The sequence below is a fragment of the Nannocystis sp. RBIL2 genome, from assembly GCF_026626745.1.
In the GTDB taxonomy this organism is placed as follows: Bacteria; Myxococcota_A; Polyangia; order Nannocystales; family Nannocystaceae; genus Nannocystis.
This window is the reverse complement of record NZ_JAPNJW010000001.1, coordinates 262,334-285,413: the sequence shown is the minus strand read 5'-3', so window position 1 is coordinate 285,413 and position 23,080 is coordinate 262,334. Positions and strand designations below refer to the sequence as shown.

General features: G+C 72.3%; 20 protein-coding genes. 9 read left to right on the top strand and 11 right to left on the bottom strand.

Annotation, left to right across the window (positions count from 1 at the left end):
* Nucleotides 1-96: 96 nt before the first annotated feature.
* Nucleotides 97-939, bottom strand: a complete 843-nt coding sequence (locus OV090_RS01080; protein WP_267701567.1) for a hypothetical protein — start codon at nucleotides 937-939, stop codon at nucleotides 97-99.
* Nucleotides 940-1,039: 100 nt separating this feature from the next.
* On the opposite strand from OV090_RS01080, the gene OV090_RS01075 reads away from it, so the two are divergent.
* On the top strand, nucleotides 1,040-1,846 hold the full coding sequence (locus OV090_RS01075) for a hypothetical protein (protein WP_267701566.1): 807 nt from the start codon (nucleotides 1,040-1,042) through the stop codon (nucleotides 1,844-1,846).
* A 107-nt stretch (nucleotides 1,847-1,953) separates the two neighbouring features.
* Here OV090_RS01075 and sppA read toward each other — a convergent pair whose 3' ends face one another.
* Nucleotides 1,954-3,894 (bottom strand): signal peptide peptidase SppA, encoded by a 1,941-nt coding sequence (gene sppA, locus OV090_RS01070; protein ID WP_267701565.1) that lies wholly within the window; start codon nucleotides 3,892-3,894, stop codon nucleotides 1,954-1,956.
* Between the two features lie 116 nt (nucleotides 3,895-4,010).
* Here sppA and OV090_RS50390 point away from each other — a divergent pair, with 116 nt between their 5' ends.
* Entirely contained in the window at nucleotides 4,011-5,090 is a 1,080-nt protein-coding gene (locus OV090_RS50390) for a ribonuclease H-like domain-containing protein (protein WP_267701564.1), read from the top strand.
* 80 nt (nucleotides 5,091-5,170) lie between these two features.
* Here OV090_RS50390 and tyrS read toward each other — a convergent pair whose 3' ends face one another.
* From tyrS to prfA, 3 genes are read right to left on the bottom strand one after another with little or no spacing between them, the layout of a single operon-like run.
* Nucleotides 5,171-6,445 carry a tyrosine--tRNA ligase gene (tyrS, locus tag OV090_RS01060; RefSeq protein WP_267701563.1) on the bottom strand — a complete coding sequence of 425 codons (1,275 nt, stop codon included), beginning with the start codon at nucleotides 6,443-6,445 and terminating at the stop codon, nucleotides 5,171-5,173.
* 5 nt (nucleotides 6,446-6,450) lie between these two features.
* Complete coding sequence (locus OV090_RS01055; protein WP_267701562.1) at nucleotides 6,451-6,795, bottom strand: cell division protein ZapA; 345 nt, start codon at nucleotides 6,793-6,795, stop codon at nucleotides 6,451-6,453.
* A complete protein-coding gene (gene prfA, locus OV090_RS01050; RefSeq protein ID WP_346660378.1) occupies nucleotides 6,792-7,859 on the bottom strand; it encodes a peptide chain release factor 1 in 1,068 nt (355 codons plus the stop codon). Before prfA ends, OV090_RS01055 begins: the two co-directional genes overlap by 4 nt.
* Before the next feature lie 289 nt (nucleotides 7,860-8,148).
* Between prfA and OV090_RS01045 the strand changes: the two genes are divergently transcribed.
* From OV090_RS01045 to OV090_RS01030, 4 genes are all read left to right on the top strand, one after another.
* Entirely contained in the window at nucleotides 8,149-9,438 is a 1,290-nt protein-coding gene (locus tag OV090_RS01045; protein ID WP_267701560.1) for a hypothetical protein, read from the top strand.
* 209 nt (nucleotides 9,439-9,647) lie between these two features.
* On the top strand, nucleotides 9,648-10,295 hold the full coding sequence (locus OV090_RS01040) for a UPF0158 family protein (RefSeq protein ID WP_267701559.1): 648 nt from the start codon (nucleotides 9,648-9,650) through the stop codon (nucleotides 10,293-10,295).
* A complete protein-coding gene (locus OV090_RS01035) occupies nucleotides 10,292-11,278 on the top strand; it encodes a DUF429 domain-containing protein (protein ID WP_267701558.1) in 987 nt (328 codons plus the stop codon). Before OV090_RS01040 ends, OV090_RS01035 begins: the two co-directional genes overlap by 4 nt.
* A gap of 116 nt (nucleotides 11,279-11,394) precedes the next feature.
* A complete protein-coding gene (locus OV090_RS01030) occupies nucleotides 11,395-12,402 on the top strand; it encodes a hypothetical protein (protein ID WP_267701557.1) in 1,008 nt (335 codons plus the stop codon).
* A 392-nt stretch (nucleotides 12,403-12,794) separates the two neighbouring features.
* Here the strand turns inward: OV090_RS01030 and OV090_RS01025 are convergent, their stop codons facing one another.
* Nucleotides 12,795-13,490, bottom strand: coding sequence for a hypothetical protein (locus OV090_RS01025; protein WP_267701556.1), 696 nt, complete (start codon nucleotides 13,488-13,490; stop codon nucleotides 12,795-12,797).
* A gap of 92 nt (nucleotides 13,491-13,582) precedes the next feature.
* Between OV090_RS01025 and queF the strand changes: the two genes are divergently transcribed.
* The 3 genes from queF to OV090_RS01010 all read left to right on the top strand — a co-directional run bounded on the left by queF (nucleotide 13,583) and on the right by OV090_RS01010 (nucleotide 16,804).
* Nucleotides 13,583-13,951 carry a preQ(1) synthase gene (queF, locus tag OV090_RS01020; protein WP_267707045.1) on the top strand — a complete coding sequence of 123 codons (369 nt, stop codon included), beginning with the start codon at nucleotides 13,583-13,585 and terminating at the stop codon, nucleotides 13,949-13,951.
* Nucleotides 13,952-13,994: 43 nt separating this feature from the next.
* Nucleotides 13,995-15,422 (top strand): OmpA family protein, encoded by a 1,428-nt coding sequence (locus OV090_RS01015; RefSeq protein ID WP_267701555.1) that lies wholly within the window; start codon nucleotides 13,995-13,997, stop codon nucleotides 15,420-15,422.
* A gap of 1,061 nt (nucleotides 15,423-16,483) precedes the next feature.
* Complete coding sequence (locus OV090_RS01010; protein ID WP_267701554.1) at nucleotides 16,484-16,804, top strand: hypothetical protein; 321 nt, start codon at nucleotides 16,484-16,486, stop codon at nucleotides 16,802-16,804.
* A gap of 618 nt (nucleotides 16,805-17,422) precedes the next feature.
* Here the strand turns inward: OV090_RS01010 and OV090_RS01005 are convergent.
* From OV090_RS01005 to OV090_RS00985, 5 genes are all read right to left on the bottom strand, one after another.
* Complete coding sequence (locus tag OV090_RS01005; protein ID WP_267701553.1) at nucleotides 17,423-18,499, bottom strand: GAF domain-containing protein; 1,077 nt, start codon at nucleotides 18,497-18,499, stop codon at nucleotides 17,423-17,425.
* 150 nt (nucleotides 18,500-18,649) lie between these two features.
* Entirely contained in the window at nucleotides 18,650-19,390 is a 741-nt protein-coding gene (locus OV090_RS01000) for a methyltransferase domain-containing protein (protein ID WP_267701552.1), read from the bottom strand.
* Between the two features lie 173 nt (nucleotides 19,391-19,563).
* Nucleotides 19,564-20,604 (bottom strand): zinc-binding dehydrogenase, encoded by a 1,041-nt coding sequence (locus OV090_RS00995; RefSeq protein WP_267701551.1) that lies wholly within the window; start codon nucleotides 20,602-20,604, stop codon nucleotides 19,564-19,566.
* Between the two features lie 70 nt (nucleotides 20,605-20,674).
* Nucleotides 20,675-21,667 (bottom strand): DUF3829 domain-containing protein, encoded by a 993-nt coding sequence (locus OV090_RS00990; protein ID WP_267701550.1) that lies wholly within the window; start codon nucleotides 21,665-21,667, stop codon nucleotides 20,675-20,677.
* Nucleotides 21,668-21,937: 270 nt separating this feature from the next.
* The gene (locus OV090_RS00985) at nucleotides 21,938-22,993 is read right to left on the bottom strand and encodes a diacylglycerol kinase family protein (protein WP_267701549.1); all 1,056 of its coding nucleotides are present in this window, start codon (nucleotides 22,991-22,993) and stop codon (nucleotides 21,938-21,940) included.
* Nucleotides 22,994-23,080: the final 87 nt, after the last annotated feature.

Genomic DNA, 23,080 nt, shown 5'->3' with positions numbered 1-23,080 from the left:
GCCGTCTTCATCGCCATCTGCCGCGTACGGCTGTCCGCGGGCAGCTGTTCGAGAAATGGCGCCGATCGAGCGGACGAGCGACGCGTGTCGTCGCTGTCAGAACTTGCCGAGGCGAAGGCCGAGAGTGCCGGTCAGACCGCTGAGGAGCCGGTCGCTCGGCCCGCTCCACGGCTGCGCCACGGCGAAGCGATAGCCGCCCGAGAGCACCAGCCGCAGCACGCGAGTCAGCGCGAACGACAGGCCGAGCTCGGGTTCGGCGACGAACATCGCGGCTCGATTGACGCAGCGGTCGAGCCGCTCGTCGTTGAGGCAGACCCGGCCGCCGCCGATGAGCGCGCCGATTTGGAGCGAAAAGAATCGGACCTGCAGCAACGCGACGGCCAGCGTGACGCCGGCGTACTGGGTCCGCATGTTGAAGGTGCGATCGTCGCTCCGCTGGGCCGGCAGCGGGGTGGCGAGCGCGGTGCCGGCTGCGCCGAACATGAAGCGCTCGTTGACGATGACGGCAAAGTCGGCGCCGAGCATCAGTCCGGGCGAGCGTCCGAAGCCGGTCAGCTTGAAGGTGGGGGCGATGTAGGCGCCGACCTTGGAGCCGCCGCCGATCAGCGGCTTGCCCTCGGTCCACAGCGGCCCGCGCTTCGGCCCTCCCTGGGGCTCGGCTGGCTTTGGGGCCATGGTCGCAGGGGCAGGTCCGGCGGTGGCCGGGACCGAGGGGGCGGCGACGTCGGGCGGCGGCGGCTGCCAGGCGGGGACGCTGGCGGGCTGGGTGAGGTCGGGCGGGTTGCCCTGGATCGGCTGGGTCGCGGGCATCGGCGCCAGGTCGGCGCTGCCGCTGCTGCTGGCGTGCGGGGAGGGCGGGGCCTGGACGCCCGCGGTCGCGCTCGCCGAAGCGGACAGGAGCGCGAGCGCGGCGAGCACGGGAAGGACGCGGGGGGCCATGCGTGGGGATACTGTTGCAGGGCCGGCCCCACGAGGCAATCGCTGGTGGACGACGGGCCGCGAGCTTGCCGGCCCGCGCCACCCCGTGCAAGATCCGCCCGTGCGCCGCCTCGCTGCTCTCGCCCTGTCCGCCTCGGCCGCGCTGCTCGCGTGCACCCCCGAGCCGGCCAGCACGGTCGAGATGCGCCAGGCGGTGGTCGAGGTGGTCGACCAGGGCCGCGCGATGGTGATCGAGAACGCCATGGTCGCGCTGGTCGGCAGCATCGACCCGGACGACAGCCTGGCCGGCATCACCGACGAGGTGGCGGCCGCCGTGGCGATGCACACGCCCTGCGCGGTCGTCAGCCGCCCCGGCGCGGTGGCGCTGCGGATCTGGTTCGGCAGCAAGGACTCGCCGTGCCCCTACGCCGGCATCGGCCTCAGCGGGACGATGCGCGTGGTGTATACGCGGCCGGACGGCCAGGGCCTGCTGGCCTCGATCTACTACGAGCCGCTGCGCGGCGACTCGACGCTGCTCGACGGCTTCTCGCAGCTGACGTGGGCGGCCGACGGCAGCCAGCGGCTGGTCACGGAGATCCGCGTCGACACGGCGACCGAGCGCGAGGTCGAGATCCAGTCGGATCGCCTGCTGTCCCGCGTCGACGACGCGCTCAAGGTCGAGGGCTGGCGCCGCTGGCAGACGCTGATGGGCCGCTGGGAGGCCGACCTCGCCGGCTTCCTGCTGGCGCCCGAGGAGCTGATGCCGTTCGCCGGCCTCGCGGCCGTCGACACGCCCTTCAACCACACGATCGTGCTCGACTTCACGCAAGAGGCCGGCGGCGCCCAGGTCCGCGCCAACGGCGGCCGCCGGGACCGCCTGTTCGAGGTCACCGACGAGGGCGACGTGATCGACCTCGGCGACGGCTAGCGGGCGCGGCTCTGCAATATGTGCGTTCGAGCATGCTCGAACGCACATGCGCGAAGGGACATGCCCGTGCGGGCATGTCCCTTCGGACAGGGGACTCGGCCCGCCGCTCAGCGCAGCAGGACCGGCCAGATGAGGGTGGTCTGAATCGGGTCGTCGCGCAGCGCGTCGAGCTGGGCGAGGACGCCGGAGACGGCCGCCATGCCGTCGACGCCGAGGGCGGCGGCGAGGCCCGGGACGAGCTCGTGGTCGGCGGCGGCGCGGAGCAGGCTGGGGCCGCTGTCGAAGCCCTCGATGAGGTCCTTGATCGTCGGCTCGGGCGGGTAGACCTCGAGCGCGACCTCGGGGCCGATGCCGGTCAGCTTGCGCGCCTCGGCGAGCGCCTCGGTGAGGCCGCCGAGCTCGTCGACGAGGCCGCGCTCCTTGGCGGCGGCGCCGGTCCACACGCGGCCCTGGGCGATCGCGTGGATCTCCTCCGGCGACTTGCCGCGGCCGCTGGCGACGCGGCCGAGGAAGACCTTGTAGACATCTTCCATCGTCGCCAGGACGCTGGCCCGCTCGGCCTCGGTCCACGGGGTCATCGGCGACCACATCGCGGCTCGCTTGCCCTTGGTGATCGGGAAGGTGCGGATGCCGGCCTTCTCGAGCATGCCCTCGAGCGCGATCTTGCCGCCGACGACGCCGATCGAGCCGGTGAGGGTGTTGGCGAGGGCGAAGATCTTGGTCGCGCCGCACGAGATGTAGTAGCCGCCCGAGGCCGCCACGCCGCCCATCGAGACGATGACCGGCTTCTTCTCCTTGGCCCGCTGGAGCGCGCGCCAGATCTGCTCCGAGGCCATCGCGCTGCCGCCGCCCGAGTCGACGCGCAGCAGGATCGCGGCGACGTTGGCGTCGTCGGTGAGGTTGTCGATCGCGGCGGCGAGGGTGCGGCCGGCGATCTGGTTGCGCGCGCCGATGGTGCCCTGGCCGCGGCCGTCGATGATGCCGCCGAGGGCGTAGACGAGGGCGATGTGCGGCTCCTTGGGCCGCTTGGGCGGGACGAGGCCGAGGAAGGTCTGCAGCTTCTCCATGTCGAAGCCGCCGCCGCTCGGGCTGTCCTTGAGCTTGACCTGCTTCCACGGGGCGCCGCTGGTGTGCTGGGTGCGGAAGTCTTCGTAGGTGGCGACGCCGTCGACGAGGCCGGCCGCGAGCGCGGCTTCGCTGGTGAACAGGGCCTCGTCGATCCGCTGCGCGACTGTCTCCGGGGACAGCTTGCGGCCGGCGACGATACCTGACTGCATGGTCAGGTAGGCCTGGTCGACCACGGCGGACAGGGTCTCGCGCATCTCCCTCGACGGCTCGGTGCGCGTCAGCGGCTCGGCCGCGCCCTTGAAGGCGCCGACGTGGACGAAGTCGGGGACGACGCCGAGCTTGTCGAGGAGGCCGCGCAGGTGCAGCGGCATGGCCATGGGGCCGTGGATCATGACCTCGCCGACCGGCTGGACGCCCACGGCGTCGCAGGCGCTCATGAGGTAGTAGACGGCGTTGGTCGGGACGTCGGCGTGACAGACGAGCTTGCGCTTGCCCTCGGCCTTGAAGGCGAGGAAGGCGCCGCGCACCTCCTCGGCGGTGGCCATGTCGAGGCCGACGTCGGTGAAGCGGACCAGCAGGCCCTGGACGTTGCCGTCGGCGGCCAGGCGGTCGAGGCGCTGCAGCAGGGCGTGGAGCTCGATGAGGGCGCCGCCGCCGAACAGCGACATCGGCGCGAGCTCGCCGATCTCGCCGCCGAGGTCGAGGGTGAGCCAGTGCGGTTTGCTGGCGTCGAAGCCGGGCGACTGGCGCGGCGGGTCGTAGGGACCGGGGGCGTCGAGCTTGTCGGCGAGCATGCTGCTCAGCGGGCCGAGGTTGGCGAGCGGGCCGCTCGCGGCCGGCGGCGCCGAGGTCGGGGCGACGTCCCGCTTGTCGGTGGCTTCGGGCGGGGGGGACTGGCCGGGTTTCTGGTCGCCGCGACAGGCGGTGGCGCACAGAGTGGCGAGGCTGAGCAGGACGGTGGTGGCTCGCGAGACGCGCAAGGGGTTTCCTCCGGGCGATGTGGACCCGGACCGGGCGCGCGGGGTGTCGCGAGCGGACGGCTGGGCGGGTCGCTTCCGCGCAAGTATCCTCCCGGCACTCGTCCATGCAAACTCCCGTGTCCGAGCTCGTCCCGCGGCCTCAGGGGCCTGAACTCCTCGCCGACCTGACGACCCTGGTGCCCGACCCGAATCGGCTGTGCGTGGCCTATGCGAGCCTCATGCAGGTGCAGGAGGGCCGCACCCGCCAGGGTCGTCCTTATTTCGACCTCGTGGTGAGCGACGCCGCGCGGACCATCGCCGCCAAGATCTGGGACGACGCGCCCGAGGCGATGGAGGCGGCCCGGGCGGCGCGGCGGGGGCAGGCGGTCAAGCTGCTGTTCCGCGTCGAGCAGTACCAGGGGGCGCTGCAGCTCAACGTCCGCAAGCTCCGCGGCGCGCAGGACGACGACGACGGCTACGCGCCGGCGCGGGTGTTCGGCGACGGCTTCGAGCGGGTCGCGGGCAAGCTGTGCCGCACTCTGGTGTTCGACCTCGAGACGGCGCCGGCGCACGATCCGGCGACGATGCCGGCCAGCGTGGTCGAGGCGATCCGCCGCCACGCGACGCGCGAGGGCTGCGAGCCGGAGCTGGTGATGAGCCTGTCGCCGCTGTTCGGGCAGATCGTGTCGCTGGCGTTCATGGACGGCGAGGACCTCGACAGCGAGGTGTGGGCGCTGGGGGTGCCGCCCGGCGGCGACCCGCGGCGGCTGGTCGGCGAGGTGCCGCCGTGGCTGCAGATCGTCAGCGAGCGCGAACTGCTACAGGCGTTCTGGCTGCTGGCGGCGCAGGCCGAGGTGGTGGTCAGCTACAACGGGCGCAACTTCGACGTGCCGTTCTTGCTCGGGCGCAGCCTGGTCCACGAGGTGCCGGCGCGCGTCGACCTGCTCGGCAGCCCGTACCAGGTGCGGCCGCACCTCGACCTCTACCGCATGGTCGCGACCGGCCGCTCGGTCGCCCCGGCCTCGCTCGACGCGGTCTGCTGGGCGCTCGGGGTCGAGAGCCCGAAGGACGGGATGAGCGGGGCCGACGTCGCCCCGGCCTACGCCCGCGGCGAGCTGGGCGCGATCGCCACGTACAACCGCGGCGACGTGCGCGCGACCGCCCGCGTGTACCAGCGCGTGCGCGACACGGTGCTGCGGTTCCGCGACGACTGGTAGAAGGGACATGTCCCCACGGGCATGTCCGTGGGAGCATGTTCGAAAGGGCATGCTCCGAGGGGCATGCCCTTCGGGTCAGATCAGGCGAACGTCACGCGGAAGCGGCACTTCTTGCCCGACTGCAGGCGCAGGCCCTGATCGCCGGTCTGGGCGGCGATGACGAGGTGGGCCGGGTCGGTGACGGGCTCGCCGTTGAGCTTGACGGCGCCGGCGGCGATCCGCTCGCGGGCCTCGCGCTTGGACTTGAAGGCCTCGATCTCGGGGTGGGTGACGAGGTCGACCAGGCGGATCTCGGGGCCGGGGACGGTGACGAGCGGGACGGCGCTCCAGTCCTCGCTGCTGCCGAACGCCTGCTCGCTGGCCTGCCTGGCCTGCGTGGCGTGATCGAGGCCGTGGAGCAGGGCGGTGGCCTCGAAGGCGAGGCGGGCCTTGGCGCCCTTGAGCGCCGCGCCGCCCTCGGCGGTCAGCGCCTCGATCTCGGCGAGCGGGACGTCGGTGAAGGTCTTGAGCAGGCGGACGACGTCGCGGTCGTCGCAGCCGATCCAGAACTGGTAGTACTCGAACGGGGTCAGCCGCTCGGGGTCGAGCCAGACGGCGCCGCGCTCCGTCTTGCCCATCTTGCGGTTGTCGGCGGTGAGCAGCAGCGGCAGGGTCAGGCAGTAGGCGGCGTTGGGCTGGCCGTCGGGGGTCATGCGCCGGATCAGCTCGATGCCGGCGACCATGTTGCCCCACTGGTCCGAGCCGCCGAACTGCAGGGTGCAGCCGTGGTGGCGGAACAGGTGCAGGAAGTCGTAGGCCTGCAGCAGCTGGTAGTTGAACTCGAGGAAGCTGAGCGGGATCTCGGCGTCGAGGCGGTCGCGGTAGGTCTTGACCGCGATCATCCGGTTGACGGTGAAGTGGCGGCCGACGTCGCGCAAGAACTCGATGTACTTGAGCCCGAGCAGCCAGTCGGCGTTGTCGAGCATGACCGCGTCGTTGGGCCGGCCGCTGTCGAAGTGGAGGAAGCGGCCGAGCTGGGCCTTGAGCCCGGCGGCGTTGACCGCCACGTCCTCGCGCGTCAGCAGCTTGCGCGTCTCCATCTTGCCGGAGGGGTCGCCGATCATGCCGGTGCCGCCGCCGACGATGACGATCGGCTTGTGACCCGCGCGCTGCAGGGCGCGCATGCCCATGATCTGGACCAGGTGGCCGACGTGCAGCGAGGCGCCGGTCGGATCGTAGCCGACGTAGAAGGTGACCATGCCGCTGTCCAGCGCGGCGTCGGTGGCGGCGAAGTCGCTGGCCTGTTCGAAGTAGCCGCGCTCGAGCATGCGCTGAAGGGCGGCGGAGCGGGGCGGCTGCGGCGGGGTGGCGTTCATGACGTTCACGCGGTCGGGGGTTCGTCGAGGGTGTCGGTGGCCGCCTCGGCGGCGGCCAGCCGCTGCTCGTGCTGATCGAGGGCGAGCCGCAGGCCGAGCAGGCGCTCGTGGACCTTGCGGCGGAACCGCTGGTGCAGGTCCTTCTCGCGGAACAGCTCGTCGGCGATCTGCATGGCGACGAGGAGGGCGACGCGCTGGGCGTTGGCGGCGCTGTTGACCCGCTTGTTGCCGCTCAGCAGCTGCAGGTGGCCGTCGACGAACTCGGCCAATTGCTGGACGTAGTCGGGCCCCTCGTCGCTGCGGATCGTGAGGGTCTGCCCGGCGATCTCGACCTGGACCGAGCGCTTCATGGCTGACCCTGGGCCTCGGCCAGGCGATCGGCCTCGTCGCTGGCGCGCAGGGCGGCGATCACGTCGTCGATGTCGCCGGCCATGAAGTCGGTGATCGCGTGCCGCGTGAGGCCGATCCGATGGTCGCTGATGCGGTCCTGCGGGAAGTTGTAGGTGCGGATCTTCTCGCTGCGATCGCCGGTGCCGACCTGGCTGCGGCGGTGGGCGGCCCGCTCGGCCTGGACGCGCTGGATCTCGCGGTCGAGCAGGCGGGAGCGCAGGAGCTTCATCGCCAGCTCGCGGTTCTTGGTCTGCGACTTCTCCTGCATGCAGTGCACCGCCAGCCCGGTCGGGATGTGGGTGATCCGCACGGCCGAGTCGGTGGTGTTGACGCTCTGACCGCCGGCCCCGGAGGCGCGCATGAACTGCACCTCGAGGTCCTTGGGGCTGATCTGGATGTCGACCTCCTCGGCCTCGGGCATGATGGCGACGGTCGCCGTGGAGGTGTGGATCCGGCCCTGCGCCTCGGTGGCCGGGACGCGCTGGACGCGGTGCACGCCGCTCTCGAACTTGAGGAGGGCGTAGACGTCGCGGCCGTGGATGATGGCCGAGATCTCGCGGAAGCCGCCGGCGCCGGCCTCGGACATGTTGAGCGGCTCGACGGTCCAGCGCTGCCGCTCGGCGAAGCGGGTGTACATGCGCCAGAGATCGGCGGCGAACAGCGCGGCCTCCTCGCCGCCGGTGCCGGCCCGGATCTCGAGCACGACGTCGCGGCTGTCGTTGGGATCCTTGGGCAGGAGCAGCTTCTGCAGCTCGCCCTCGAGCTCGGCCCGCTGCTGCTTGAGATCGCGCAGGTCGCTTTCGGCCATGTCCCGAAGGTCAGGGTCGGCGAGCAGCTCCTCGGCGTCGCGGGTGCGGGCCTCGAGGTCGCGGTAGCGGGCGACGGCGGCGGCGATGGGGGCGATCTCGGCGTGCTCGCGCGAGAGGGCCAGCAGGCGGGTCTTGTCCTGCGCGATTTCGGGGGCGCAGAGCATGACGCCCAGCTCTTCGTGACGCTCGGCGATGCTCTCGAGCTTGGCGCGCAGGGCAGGGTCCATGGCGAGCGCGCGACGCTAGCACCAGGGCGGAGGGCGCTCAAGGGCCACGCCGCCGCGGCCGGCGCCGACGCGGACGAGGCGCGGGACGACGCGACAAAGCACGGCCGGCGGCGAGCACACGTGTCCGCGGTCAGGTCGACGCGGCCGGGTGGGGCGAGGGCGACGCGCCGGACCACGGCCGGGGAGGGCGCGGAGAGGGGTCCCACGCGCCAGCGCGCACGCGGGCCGCGAGCGCCCTTGCCTCCCGGCCAGGGCGCGCGCTATCCGTGTGCGCGCCATGCTCCACGCCGACCGCTGGGCCGCCCGCTACGGCTTTCTCCGCGAGCTGTGGGCCGGCCGCAGCCGCGTGCTGGCCGACCCCGCGCTCGAGGCGGCGCTGCGCGGCGCGAAGACGTTGCCGGCTCCGTTCGCGGCGCTGCTGGCCGAGCTGCTCCCGGGCGGCGGGAATCAGGCGTGGCTGCTCGCGCACGAGGCGAGGCCCGGGACCGGGCGCGGGCGCACGGGCCCGCGGGTGGCCGAATTCGACGCGTTCGAGGAACTGCTGGCCGAGGCGCCGTGGCAGGTGGCGATCGTCGATTTGGCCCGCCACTTCGTCGACGCGGCCAACCTGTCGCGGTTCGCGGCGCGGGCCCAGAGCCGGCTGGAGAATCGCCTCGAGACGCGAGCGTTCCGCCTGCTGACGGCCCTGGCCGAGGGGGCCGAGGCCGGCCGCGTGGTGGTGGTGAGCGCCCCGGGCGAGGCCGCCGGCGGGCTCGAGCTGGGGCTCTTTCAAGAGCTGGTGACGCAGCACTTCCCGCGGGCGCGGATCTACGCGCTCGCCCTGACCCGCGCGGCCAGCGTGATCGACTGCGGCGAGGTCACCAGCGACGAGATCGAGGACGAGGAGGCCGACGAGCGCGGACCGGTGCCGCTGGCCTTCGACAACAGCCTCGGCGAGGACTCGGGCTTCGAGTGCCTGATCGCGGTGGTCGGGGCCCGCGACGTGCCCCGCGGGGTGACGCTGCTCGAGCTGCCGCCGACGGGGCCCGCGGAGCCGGCGCGGCCGGAGCCGGCGCGGCCGGAGCGGGCCAGGCCGGAGCGGGCCCGCGACGAGGAGAGCGAGTCGCTGCGCGGGCAACTGGCGCAGGCGCGGCGGCAGATCGAGCTGGCGAGCATCGCTCGCCAGTCCCTGGTGGAGCAGCTCGACGCGGCGCAGGGCCGCATCGACGCGCTCGAGGACCAGCTGGCGGGTCGCGCGCCGGCGCCGGCGAAGGCGAGCGAGGCCGACGAGGAGGGCCCGCGGCGAATTGACGCGGCGGCGGCGGCGCTGCAGAGCGCCCGCTGGGAGCTCGAGCAGCTGCAAGGCGAGCTGCGGCGGGTCACGGCCCGGCCGGCGGACGAGCTGGAGCGGTCACTGGCGGCGGCCCAGGCGCGGCTGGGGGCGCTGCACGCCTGCGCGGCCACCGTCGAGGCGCTGGCGCAGCGAGCCGGGGCGGACGAGGCGCTGGCGGGCGAGTTGCAGACCGTCCGCGACCGTCTGCTCGAGCTCGCTGGACCGCCGCCGACCGGGGTCGCCGAGTCCTCGTAGTGACGGCGGTCGCCGACCGGCCGCGCCGCGACATGGTTGCCGGGGCCGGGCGCGCCGGACTATCCTGGCCGAGGCGCGCTGGTGACCCAGACCCGCGCGCCTCGCCGTGCGGCCGCAAGCACGTCTGCGCTTGACCACCGCGGACTACGGGCCGGTCACGGTTGTGCGCACCGAACCATCACCCCCCCTAGAGCGGAAGCGACTTAGCCATGCGAGTTTCCCCGGAAGCGCCAGTCCCCGACTGGTCGGCCCTCGAGACCTCTTTTGAGCACAACGCCCCCGACCACCACGCCTACCTGGATCTGCAGAACGGGCAGGTGGTCACCATCAACGACACCCGGCCCGAAGACGAGGAGAAGCGGCAGCAGATCGCGCGCTCGACCGGGCGCTTCATCCACCTCGACCCGGCGTCGTCGCGCGAGCAGTACCGCTGGATGGAGCGCTTCGTCGCCTCGGTGGAAGATCCCGCGCTGCGCGAGCGGCTGACGCTGGCGATAGACGGGAAGGGCGCGTTCCGTCGCTTCAAGGACGTGTTGCTGTCGTACCCGGTCGAGCGCGACCGGTGGTTCTCGTACCGGGCGAATCTACTGCACATCTACATCGATGGCTGGCTGGCCAACCAGGACGTCGCGCTCGGCGCGTATCCGCCGTGGGGCAAGCCCGAGGATCCGCCGGAGCCGAACATCCCGCTCGAGAAGCCGGCGAGCGAGCGCGCGCCGGGGCCGTCGGAGACGCTGCGCCGGACCGCGCGCGATCTCATCGATCGCTTGCCCGCGATCGAACTCCCGGCCGCGATCGCCTATCTGCAGTACCTGCTCGACAAGCAGCCTTCGGTCCACCACGAGCCGACCACGTGATCCGTCCGATCGAGCTGTCCCTTGCGACATCTCCGGCGCGACGCTTCACCCGCTTCATCGGCGTGGCTCTCGGCGGCGGCCGCGGCAAGACGACCGCGGTCGCGCGGCTCGAGCGCGTCGAGACGGAGGGTGACGCGCCGCGCGTGCGCCTGGCGGAGGCCCGACTCCGCCACGGCCACCGCGGCAGCGGCGAGGAGGGCGGCGAGGGCGGCGGCGATCCTTTGTTCCGCGACGAGGTGCTGGTCGCGTACCTGCAGCGGTGGGTGTCGGACGACACGGTGGTCGCGATCGACGCGCCGCTGACGTTGCCGCCGTGCATCCGCTGTCCGCTGGCCTGTCCCGGAGTACAGGCGTGCACCGTGCCGGTGGTCGCGTGGATGCGGAAGCACGCGCCGGCCTTGCACGCGGCGCGGCGCTCGGACCCGGGCAAGCCGGCGGTCACGCCGTACACGCAGCGGGCGGTCGACGTCTTGCTGACGCACGTGGGGCTGTCGCCGCGCGAGTCGCTGGGGCAGGGCATGGGGCCGCTGGCGGCGCGGGCCGCTTATCTGCGGCGCGCTCTGTCGCCGCTGCTGCGGCTGCACGAGAACCTGATCGAGGTCCACCCGCCGGCGACCGTGACGCGGCTGTTCGGGGCCGAGGTCGAGCATCGGCACCGGCGCAGCGACAGCGAGCAGGCGTGGGAGCTGCGCAAGCGGATGCTGACGGCGCTCGAGCCGATGCTCGCGTTCGACTTCGTCTGGCCCGAGGTTGTGGTCCGCAGCCCGCACGTCTTCGACGCCGTCATCGCCGGCGTCACTGCGTTCTTGTGGGCGCATCAGGGGTGGCAGGGGCCGCTCGATCTGCTGCCGGCGCAGTCTGCGGCCGCCAGCGAGACGGTGACGCCCGATCCGCTCCGGGCCGCGATCGCGGGGCTCGAGGATCGCTGGCTCGAAGACGGCTGGATCTGGGTCCCACCAGCTCCTGGAGGCGGACGCGTGTGATTCTGCACGATTTGGCGCAGACCGGCGGCTCGGGCGGGCCGTTGCTTCCCCTGCTTGCCTGCGATGCGCCGCCAGGTGCACAGTAGACAGGCTACAGGCCCTCGGACCCCAGACGCATGCGAGACCCGGCCCACGGCAGCGACTTCACCCCCGACGAGCTCGATCTTTTGGAGGACGCGCTCGAGTGGGTGGAGGATCCCGCGCGCCGCGGCGATCTCGAGGCGATGCCCGCGCCGCTGCGCCAGCGCGCCGACGAGTACGCCGCGATCCTGGCGATGACGCGCGAGGCGATGCCGGAGGAGGACGTCTCGCCCGGGGTGCTCGACGGCATCCTCGCCGAGGCCCGCAGGGCGGCGCCTCCGCCGGCCGCCGCGCCGGGTCCGAATCTGTGGGAGCGGCTGCGGCGCTCGTTCTTGCTGCCAGGTGTGGCGCTGGCCGGCACGGCGGCGTTGCTCTTGTGGGTGGCGCGGCCGGTCGACGAGGCGGGGCCGTCGATCCGCGACGAAGCTGCGCCCGCGCCGTCACCCGCTCCTGCCGCTCCGGAGGCGGCCCGCGAGCTGCGAGCGGCGCCCGAGGCGGATGCCCGTAAGGACATGTCCCCGCCGACAGACGAACCCAAGGCCGAGGCGCCCGCCGAGGCCGCGCCGGCGATGCCAGCCGCCGACGCTGCGAGCGTGCCGGGGGCCATCGAGCAGGAGCCGTCCGCGCCGATGATGAAGGCCGCGCGGGGCGGGGCGCCGGCGAAGAAGAAGGCGATGGAGGTCGACGCAGGGCCGCTGCCCGGCCTCGGCGTGCCGGAGGAGCAGCGCGTCGACGCCGACAAGGAGTCCGTCCGCGACCAGCTCGAGAGCGGCGACCGGGCCCGCAACAAGGGCCGCTGCGAGCTCGCCGAGGCGGAGTACGCGGCGGTCGCCAACAGCAACGGTCCGGCGGCCGAGCGCGCGCGAGCCCTCGCAGGCCTGGGCCTGTGTCGTGAGGCAGCCGGCAAGGTCGCCGACGCCGAGCGCTACTTCGAGGCAGCCCGAGCGCTCGACTCCAGCGTGGAGCGCTGGATCGGCGGCGAGACCGAAGTGGTGAAGAAGAAGGCCGTGAAGGCGGCCAAGCCCAAGGCCGAAGGGCTGTAGCGGGACGGCCGAACGGCCGGCGCGAGCGTCCGCGGGGCCGTCTCATCCTGGCTCGAAGGACAGGTGACGCGCCGGCGACGCGAACCTGCGACCTGGCGGTCGGCCCTTCTAACTGTCCGAAAAGATAGGGTCGTACAAGGACTGACCGAAAGGTCAGGTCAACGCGCCGGCGCTCTCGCGTGCGTGGCGGATGGCGGCTGGCCGAGTCACCCGCGAGCTGGCGGAAAGGACAGATCGATGTGCCAGCGCTCTTGCGTGCGTCGAGGATGACGCTGGCCGAGTCACCGCCGAGCTGGCGGAAAGGACAGGTCGATGCGTCGGCGCTCTCGACGGCGCCGAGGCGGTTCGCTGGCCGAGTCATCGCCGAGCTGGCGGAAAGGACAGGTCGGTGCTCAGTCGACGTCGACCGCGAAGTCGACGCCGACGCTCGGGCCGTCGTAGCTGGGGAAGCGGTGGTCGTAGACCGCCTTGCGCGCGCAGGGGACGATGCCCCACACGTTCAGGCTCGCGGGGGCCTTGACCGACACGCTCTCGACCTTGCCGGAGGGCAAAAGGCGCAGCTGGACCGCCAGGCGGCCGCTGCCGACGTCGCCGTAGCGACTCGCAGTGATCACGCAGTCGGTGATCTTCGGCGTGATCTTGGCGAAGTGCTGATCGAGGACCCGCTCGTTCGGTCGCTCGCTGCCGGCCTCGAGATCGATGGTCTGGACCTTGTCGTTGGAGAACTGGGGGATCTTGCGATCGTCGACGGGGACGAACGGGGGCAGCTTCTCGCCAGCGGGCTCGGCCTCTTCGATCTCGTCCTCGGGGGCAGGCGTCGGTTCGGGGCCCGGTCCACCTCCCGCGGCCGAGCCCGGCGTGGTCCGGCGCACACGCTTCTTCTTGCGCCGCTTTTTCTTCTTCTTGCCGTCGTCGGCGACGGGGGGAGCGACCGGCGCGTCGGCGACGCACTGACCCTCGACGCAGGTGCTCCCAGGGCCGCAGGGGGCCGCGCAATCGGGCTTTGGCGCGGGTTCGCACGCGAACGAGGCCGCCAGCGCGAGCGTGGCGAGGCGGGCGAGGCGGGCGCCGGGCGGATGCTCACCCATGAGGCCCGGATGATGCCGGCCGCGGCGGCGCGGTTCAAGCTCACGGCCCGAGATCTGGCCCGCGGCCGGCGGACCATGGCAGCGTGCGCGCCGTGTCCACGGTGCCCTCCCGAGAGCTCGCCACGTTCGCCAATCCGCGCCCCGGGCGCGACTACGAGGTCCGCTTCGATTGCCCCGAATTCACCTGTCTGTGCCCGATGACGGGCCAGCCGGACTTCGCCACGATCCGGATCCGCTACCGCCCGCGGGCGCGCTGCGTCGAGCTCAAGAGCCTGAAGCTGTACCTGTGGTCGTTCCGGGACACGGGGGCTTTTCACGAGGCGGTCACCAACCAGATCCTCGACGATCTGGTCGCGGTCCTGGACCCCGAGCTGCTCGAGGTCGAAGGCGACTTCCTGGTCCGCGGCGGGATCCACACGGTCGTGCGGGCTCGTCACGTGGGCGCGCCGCTGCCGGGCTGAAAGCGGCGGGCGGGCGTGATAACGTCCGCCCGGACTCGCTGCCATGCCCATGTTCTCGACCCTCGCCGGCGCCCTGATCGCTCTCCTCCTCGACGGTCCCTTCAACTACGAGTTCTCGCGCGTCACCGACGAGAAGGGCCAGGCCCACGTGCTCCTGCGGGCCAACGAGGACCTGCAGGCGATGGAGGTGACGATCACCGGCGACCGCCAGACGATCCGCAAGAAGATCCCGGCGCTCAAGGCCGGCAAAGAGTTCAAGATCGTCTGGACGCAGAACGGCGACAACTCGGCCTACGAGATGGCGATCGTGTCGTCCGCCGGCGAGGCCAACGCCAACTTCGAGGTCGCGCGGGGGGCCGGCAAGCCGGCGGGTGGTGGCGGCGGCGGCGGCGGCGGCGGTACGGCCGGCAAGGTCACTGCGATGGCCACCGCGTCCGACATCCTCTACGACCACAAGGTCGCGTACACGACCAGCTTCGAGGTCAGCGGCTACGAGTTCAAGGTCTTCAACACCGACGGCGACGTGATCCACAACGACTCGGGCACCGGCGGCTGGAAGGCCAACGAGCGCATCGAGCTCAAGTGGGACACGACCGACGACGTGTTCCTGGTCAAGGTCCGCTTCGAGGGCGCGCAGGGCCAGTTCGGCGAGCACATCCTGGCGCCGATGGCGATCGAGATCCCGCACACCGAGGTCGTGTTCGACAGCGGCAAGGCGCTGATCCGCGGCGAGCAGGCGCCGAAGATCGACGAGGCCGCGGCGGTGGCGATGCACAAGCTGGCGGCGGTCGAGAACGCCAAGAAGGCGGTAGGCAACGCGCTCGAGGGCGCCGGCTACGTGCCCAAGCTGTTCATCTCCGGTTACACCGACACCGTCGGCAAGCCCGGTGACAATCAAAAGCTCTCGGAAGGGCGCGCGCGCGCGATCGCGGAGCGCTTCTACGAGAAGGGCGTGTGGGCCGAGATCTACTACACCGGCATGGGCGAGAAGGGCCTCAAGGTCCAGACGCCCGACTCGTTCGACGAGGAGAAGAACCGCCGGGCGGTCTATGTCATCAGCTTTCAGCCGCCGACCGGTCCGTGGTTCCCGTCACCGGGGGCGTGGAAGAAGGTCGCCAACGCGCGCCCGCGCCCGGCCGAGCTGCCGCCGTACCCCGAGAAGTGGAAGGAGTACGAGGACAACAAGCGCCACGGGAAGCCCGACGGCGGGTCTTCGCCCAGCGCGGGTAGCGGCGGGGGCAGCAGCTCGAGCGACTCGTCGTCCGGCGACGACGCCTCGGGCACGTCCGGCAGCAGCAGCTCGAGCGGCGAGCCGTACCTGGGCTCGGCCGAAGGCCCGCCCGAGGTCGGTGGCGAGCCGGGAGCGAGCAAGAAGGGCTGCAACGTGAGCACGGAGCCGACGCCGGGCGCGACCATCCTGCTGCTGGCAGGGTTGCTGACGCTGCGCCGCCGTCGCGGGCACGCTGCGTGAGCGCCTGCGGGCCCGCTCGCGCGGGCCGGGCTCTGTCGTTGCTGCGTCGAGCTCGAGCTGGGCCGGCTTCGGTGGTCTCGTTCTTCCTTTGCTGACGCGGCGCGTGAGCGGGGTCGGTTGGGTCGCCGGGGCTCGATAGTCTCTGCTCTCGCGCAGAGGACCGGCCGTTCGGGCCGGCTGTTCTCCTTTTTTCGCGGACCCCTCGTGCGGGCCGGGCCGTGCCGAGGATGAGGCCGGTCTCCTGCCTGGACCGGCGCGTGAGTGGGCGGATCGCTCGGGCAAATAGCCTTCCTTCTTCCCTGGTGCGACGCGATCGCGTGGCCGGTGGGTCCGGTCGCTTGGGCTCGTTGCTCTGATTCCTTCGCGTTCGTGGGGAGCGGGCCGTTTGAAGGAGTGCATCGGTCGCTCGGCCCGCTGCTTCTCTTCTTCGCGGGCGCGGCACGTTCCTCGTTCACGCGGGGGCGTCCGGGAGAGGGGCGCTCGGGCCATTTCTTGCCGTCATCGGCGCGGCTCGGGAGTGGACGCTCGGGTCCGCTGTTCTTCCTGCTTCGCGGATGCGGTGGGAGCGGGTCGGGCGCTGACTTGCGACCTTGCTTCACGGGCGGGGCGCGTGAGCACGGGGCGTCGATCGGGGGGCGAGGGCTTCGCCGCCGCCCGGCCGACTGCGGGGTCGTGCTTCCGAGGCCCGATGCAGGACGGTTCCCCCACGGGTCGCACACGGTGAGGGTCGATGCGTCGACGATGCCGATGCATCGACGAGGGCCCCGATCGCGCGGCGTCGCACCGATGCAGGCCCTCGGGCGGCGGGCCGGGAGCAGCGCACGAGCACTGCACGCGAGAGAGCCGCGAGGTCGTGGCCTCGAGAGAGCCGCGATCGCCGGCGTTCGATGCAACGAGAAAGGGCGCAGAATGGCATGCTGCGCCGCGAATTCAGCATTTTCGCCGAGGTGGCCTTTGGGACCTGCGCCACGCGGCAGGTGTTCACGTGCAGCCTGTGATCGATGAAGTGGTTGCAGGCCGGCCAACGTGTTCCAGACTTGCGCCACAGAAGGAGTGAGAGCATGGCACGTAGCACTCGGACGAAGCAGAGTGGGCCGGCGCGGGCCGGCGCGAAAGTACGCAAGACGACGCCGACCAAGACCGGTGCGAAGACGAGGGCGAAGAGCCCCGCGGTGAAGGGCAAGGCGACCGCCGGCCGGACGACGAGCAAGACGGCCGGGCGCACCGGCAAGCAGGCCGCGGCGCCCACGTCGAAGTCGCGCAGCGAGGCGGCGAAGAAGGGTTGGGAGACCCGTCGCAGCCGCGCCGCCAAGACTTCGCCGACGACCGCCCGCAAGACCACCGCCGGCGCGGCCAAGGCGAAGAAGACCCGGGCCCGCTAGCGCGCGACGACGAGCCGGGTCGCCCGAGTCGGCGGTCCGCTCGCGGATGTCCCTCGGGACATGCCCGTTCGCAGAGGTCGAGGACGAAGCAGGCGAGCACACGAGACCGCGTGTGCTGGCCGTCGCGGAGCGAGGCACGAGACCGCGTGCCTCGCCCGACCTGAAGAAGCAGGCGAGCACGCGTGTGCTGGCCGTCTCGGAGCGAGGCACGAGACCGCGTGCCTCGCCCGAGCTGATGAAGCAGGCGAGCACACGAGACCGCGTGCGCTGGCCGTTCGCGGAGCGAGGCACGAGACCGCGTGCCTCGCCCGACCTGCAGGCGAGCACACGAGACCGCGGAGCGAGGCACGAGACCGCGTGCCTCGCCCGACCTGAAGAAGCAGGCGAGCACACGAGACCGCGTGCGCTCGTCGTCGCGGGGCGAGGCGCGCGACCGCGTGCCTCGCCCGACCTGCAGGCGAGCACATGAGACCGCGTGCGCTCGTCGTCGCGGGGCGAGGCGCGAGACCGCGTGCCTCGCCCTTCATGCTTTCGGTGGCGCGGAGCAAGGCTTCGCCTCGACACGCCCGCGAGGCCGCGTGTACCCGCGACCGCGTGGGCTCGCCGCGGACAGGCCCCTCAGGCGAGCTGGCCTTCGGGACAGGAGCTCTGCAGGCAGTGCTGCAGCCCGCACTTGAGGCTGGTGGTCGCGGGCAGGCGGGCCAGCTCGGGGCACAGGGCGACCAGTTGGGTGACGGCATCCGTGTTGACGCCCGACAGCACGCAGGCGGCTCCGAGGCGGCGGACCGCGTGGGCGATCTGGGCGACGGACTCGGCGTTGACGGCGTCGATCGCCTCGAGGGCTTGTAGGTCGAGCACCACCCACGCGGCCTGTTGGCGGGAGATGGCCTCGGCCAGGCCGCCGATCGTGGCCGCCTGGCGGTCGCCGTCGAGGTGACCGATCAGCGGCACCGCGAGGACGCCGTCCCAGATCTCCAGCACCGGCGAGGTGAGGCGCGCGATCTCTTGCCGTTGCGCGTGGATGACCGACATCTTGTGCAACAGGTCGCGCTCGGCGGTGCGACGCCGATCGGTCTCGAGCACGAGCGTGACGGCGTCGGCGAGCGAGGCGACGAAGGCCAGCTCGTCGTCGGTCCACACGCGCGGGTCGCCGATGTACTCGCAGCAGAGCACGCCGGACAGCCCGCCGCGCGAGCGGATCGGGGCGTCGAGGGTGGCGGACACACCGTGGCGGCGAAAATAGATGGCCGAGAACTCGCGGGTGCGCGGGTCGGTCTGCGCGTCGGAGGCGTCCAGCACGCGGGTGGTCGCCAGGGTGGCAAAATAGATCGGGAAGTCGCAGCGGTAGAGCACGGAGCCCGACGTGTGCGCGGCTGTCGCCACGTCGTACAAGTCCGCGCACTCGAGGGCGGAGGCGTCGGGGGTGAAGAACCACACTCCTGCGCGATGGATCTTGAGGATGTCGATCGCGGTCTCGGTGATCCGCCTCAGGCCGGTTGCGAGGTCGACGTCCGGTCGCTCGCGATCGCGGGACAGCTCGAGCAGGGCGCTCAGCTGACGGGCCAGGTTCTTGTTGTCGCCCGCCTCGTCGCCGCCGCACATCAGCTCGGCCAGCACGCGCGCCCGGGCCCGATCCGGGTCCTCGGCGATGCGCGCGGCAGCGGCGATCCGCGCGGCTCGGTCGAGCAGGTTCATGCTTCCCCTCCAAGGCAAGTATGACCGGCAACACGAGGCGCGCGAGCGGTGTGGCCGCCGGATCTGCGTCACATGTCTGGAAGGGCAGGTCCCGGCGGCCGCGGCGCTGGCGGTTTCGCGGGCGGATCGGCGATCGGGCTCGGCCGCCCGTCACTCGAAAGTGACGACGAAGACTTCCTGTTCGCTGTCGGTGCCGGCGGCGCCGGTGGTGGCGCTGTCGTCTCCGCGGCGTGCGCGACGGATCTCCACCTCGCTGCGGTAGCCGAGCCCCTCGAGGGCGTTGACGGTCGTCTGGAACAGGGGGCGTCCCGGGTCGGCGAGGATGATCCGGCCGCCCGGGCGGCACAGGCGGGCCAGCGCCGGCGCGACCTGTTCCGCCAGGCCCGCCTCGTAGGCGACGTCGCTGGCGAGCACGACGTCGGCGGTGCCGAGCGAGGCGACCAGGGCCTCGGGGTCGGCGACGTCGCCGTGATGGTAGGCGATGACGGCGTCGTTGAGGGCGGCGTTGCGGCGCAGCAGGGCGAGCACGTCGGGGTGGGCGTCGCAGGCGAGGACGTGGGCGCCGAGGCGGGCGGCGACCAGGGCGGGCAGGCCGACGCCGCAGCCGACCTCGATGACGCGGCGGCCGCGGACGAGGGCGGGCCTCTCGCCGAGGTGGGACGCCAGCGCGCGGCCGGCCGACCACAGGGTGCCGAAGTACGGGACCAGGCGCAGCGCCTCGGCGTCGTCGAGGCTGCGGCCGACCTCGTCGCACAGGGCGTCGATGGCGGCGTCGAGGCTGGAGACCACGTCGAGCTCGACGACGACGCCGCCGCACAGCTCGCGGACGCGGCGCAGCGGGTAGTCGAAGCGGCTGCCCGAGAGGACGGGAGAGGGATCGGTGCGGGTCATCGGGCGAGGTGGTCGCGGCGGCTGGCCGAAAGGACAGGAGATAGATGGGTGCGGGTCATCGGGCGAGGTGGTCGCGGCGGTTGACCGAGAGGACAGGAGAGGGATTGGTGCGGGTCATCGGGCGAAGTCGTCGCGGCGGCTGGCCGAAAGGACAGGAGATGGATCGGTGCGGGTCATCGGTCGAGGGTGAGGACGACCTTGCCGAACTGCTCGCGGCGGTCGAGGTAGCGGTGGGCGGCCTCGGCTTCGGCCAGCGGGAAGGTGCGGTCGAGGATCGGCTTCAGCTCGCCGCGGCCGACGTGGGCGAGGAGCGGGAACAGCAGCGACTTGCTGCCCATGGTGCTGCCGAGGACCTGCAGCTGGCGGAAGAACACCTGGCGCAGGTCGGTGGTGGCGGCGTGGCCCGAGGTCGCGCCGCAGGTGACGACGACGCCGCCGCGCTTGCACAGGCGCAGGCTGGCCTCCCAGGTCGCGGCGCCGGTGTGTTCGAACACGATGTCGACGCCGCGCTTTTGCACCCACGGGACGGCCCGCACGCGGCGCTCCCACTCGGAGTCGTCGCTGCGGAAGGTGAGCTCGGCCCCGAGCTCGCGCGCGCGCGCCAGCTTGGCGTCGCTGCTGGCGAGGGCGAGCACGCGGGCGCCGAACAGGCGGGCGATCTGCAGGCCGGCGACGCCGACGCCGCTGCCGACGGCGTGGATCAGCACCGTCTGCCCAGGCTTGACCTGCGCGCGCACGACCAGCATCTGCCAGGCGGTGAGGAAGGTCAGCGGCACCGCGGCGGCGCTGACGAAGTCGAGGTTGTCGGGCTTGGGCAGCAGGTTCTGCGCCGGCACTGCGATCTTCTCGCAGTAGCCGCCCGGGAGCTGCTCGCCGAGGATGCCGTACTTCGGGCACAGGTTGTCCCAGCCCGACAGGCACGCCTCGCACTGGCCGCACGAGACGCCGGGGCTGACGACGACCTCGGCGCCGACCTTGCTGGCGTCGACGCCGGGGCCCACGGCAGTGACGACGCCGGCGATGTCGCAGCCGAGCACGTGCGGCAGCGGCAGCTTGAGGCCCGGCAGGCCGCCGCGGACCCAGATGTCGAGGCGGTTGAGGGCGCAGGCGCGGACCTCGACCAGCGCCTGGCCGGGGCCGGGCTCGGGATCGGGCAGGTCGGCGAGCTCGAGGACGCTGGGGTCGCCGTGGCGGCGGAGGACGACGGCTCTCATGGCGATGTTCCGAAAGGACAGGTCGAGAGGGACAGGGTGGAAGGGACAGGTCCGAAAGCGCAGGTCGAGCTCAGCGCAGGCGGGCGAAGTTGACGGTCTCGCCGTCGTGGACGACGTCGCCGTAGTCCTGGACGACCGCGCTGATGTCGCCCGAGCGGGCCTTGCCGGCCCGGATCGTCTGCGCCAGGGCGTCGGCGGCGGCGGCGTAATCGGCCAGGCTGGCGGCGAACTGCGGCAGCCAGAACACGGCGGCGGACGCCTTCGGGTCGGAGTCGTAGGCGGCCCGGAACTCGGCGTAGGCGGCGGTGAAGGCGGTGTGGAACGCCTCGCACACGCCGGCGGTGAACTCGTCGTGGTCGCCGATGCAGCGCACGTACGGCTTGGCCTGGGTGACGACGTTGCGCGTGTGCCACTCGAGGCCGGCGCCGGCGCGCGCCTCGATCTCGGCCAGGACGGCGGCGTCGAGCCGGCCCTGGCGGGCGGCGATCTGCTCTTCGAGCGCCCGCCGCGAGTCGTCCCAGGCGCGGTAGGCGTCGCTGAAGTTGTTGTAGATCGGCGAGCGCTCGCCGTCCTCTTCGATCGAAGATGACCTGTGGGACATGTCCTCGCGGACAGCGTCGATGGTGGCCGCGAACACCTTGGAGGTGTCGTTGTAGACGGCGGCGGCCTGCTCGAGCGCCGGCTGCGGCGGCTTCAGCAGCGGACCCTCGTGCTCGGCCTTGTCGCACTCGCCGATCGCCTCGGGCGGGATCTCGGCCGGCGGGGTGCGCGTGCGCCCGGCGAACGCGGCCGCGCCCTCGCGGTAGGCGTCGTACACCGGCACGCGCGTGGCGCCGACGCAGTCGACGTAGAGCCGCAGCTTGTTGAGGACGAGCTCGGGCGGCAGGCGGTCGGGCTCTTCGGGCCGCTTGCTGTCGGTGGCGGTGAGGCCCTGCTGCAGGCGCTCGCTGATCTGGCGCTGGAGGCCGGCGACCCCGCCGTTGCAGGCGACGACGGCGCACAGCGGCGCGGCGAGCAGGGGCCCGCGGAGCCGAGAGTGATGCGTGGCCGGGCCCGAAGTCATGCCGAACCGGCAGACCAGCGTGCCACGGGCCGCCGGCGCCCCGCAAGCGCCCGGGCGGCCAGCGAGCCCGACGATGCGGGGCGGCGACGCGACGCGACGCACGAGCAGGGACGACGAGATGGACGCGCCGGAGCATCCGCGCGACGCGGGACACGAGACGGGCGCGCCGGAGCATCCGCGCGACGCGGGGACGAGACGGGCGCGCCGGAGCAGCGGAGCACGAGCACTGCCCGGTGCGACGAGCGACGAGCGACGAGCGACCCGTGCGCGTCAGACCCAGTGCGGGTCCTCGGGGACGATGATGCGCAGGTAGTGGAAGAGGTTGCGGATCCGGTAGTGGTCGGTCGAGACGTACTCCTCGCCGTCGATCTGCGAGGGGACCGGGCCCATGCCGGCGGGGCGGAAGATCTTGACCTCGATCTGCGAGCCGCGCGGGATCTGCTTGGGCGCGAGGCCGAGGACGGCGAGGTCGTCCTGCGTCACCGGGTTGCGCTTGTGGGCGCGGATCGTGATGGCGCCCCAGTCGGCGGGGTTCTCGACGATGATGACCTCGAACTTGCCGTCGTCGGGCTTGGAGGTGGGATCGAAGATCCAGTCGCCGCCGTACAGGACGGTGCCCTTGATGACGATGTCGTTGATGCCGCCGAGCTCGCGCGTCTCGCCGTCGATGGTGATGAGCGCGGCGAAGCGGGCCTTGCCGATCAGCGACTTGAGGGCGTTCTTGGCGAGGCTCGACAGGCCGGCGCGGATGTAGACGAGCTTGTCGCGGTAGAGCTGGCGCAGCACCGGGATCTTGGCGACGATCTTGCGGTCGCGGTTGCGCTTGGCCAGGATCTGCGCCGACAGGCCGAGGCCCCAGCTGTCGAACCAGAGGTCGCGGTCGACGACCTCGCCGGCGGCGTCGCAGGCCTCGACCTCGCCGACGTCGAGCCACTGCTCGACGCCGGCGGCGATGATGGCGATGTTGTCGGGCAGGGCCTTGAGGCCGGAGTGGACGCCGAAGCTGCGGCCCTGATCGTTGGCGGTGCCCATCGGCAACATGCCCATCGGCGTGTCGATGCCGTAGCGCTCGCGGGCGAGGATGATGCCCTTGGCGGTCTCGGCGAAGGTGCCGTCGCCGCCGAGGTAGATCACCCGGGCGACGTCGCCGCGTTCGAGCCGATCGGCGAGCGCCGCGACCGTGGCCCCCTGCGGCAGGGTCGAGAAGAACTCGGGCTCGAGGCGGGCGCGGGCGAGGCCCTCCATCGCCGCGGCGATGGCCGCCTCGGCCTTGCCGCTGCGGGCCGTGGGGTTGCCGACGAGCAGCGAGACGCGAGGGCGAGGCACGGCGGCGGAAGGCTAAACCTCAGGGCCCGCGCGGGGCAAGTCCGTGCGCGGAGGCGCACCGGGGCCGTGCACGCGGTCGCGCGGGCC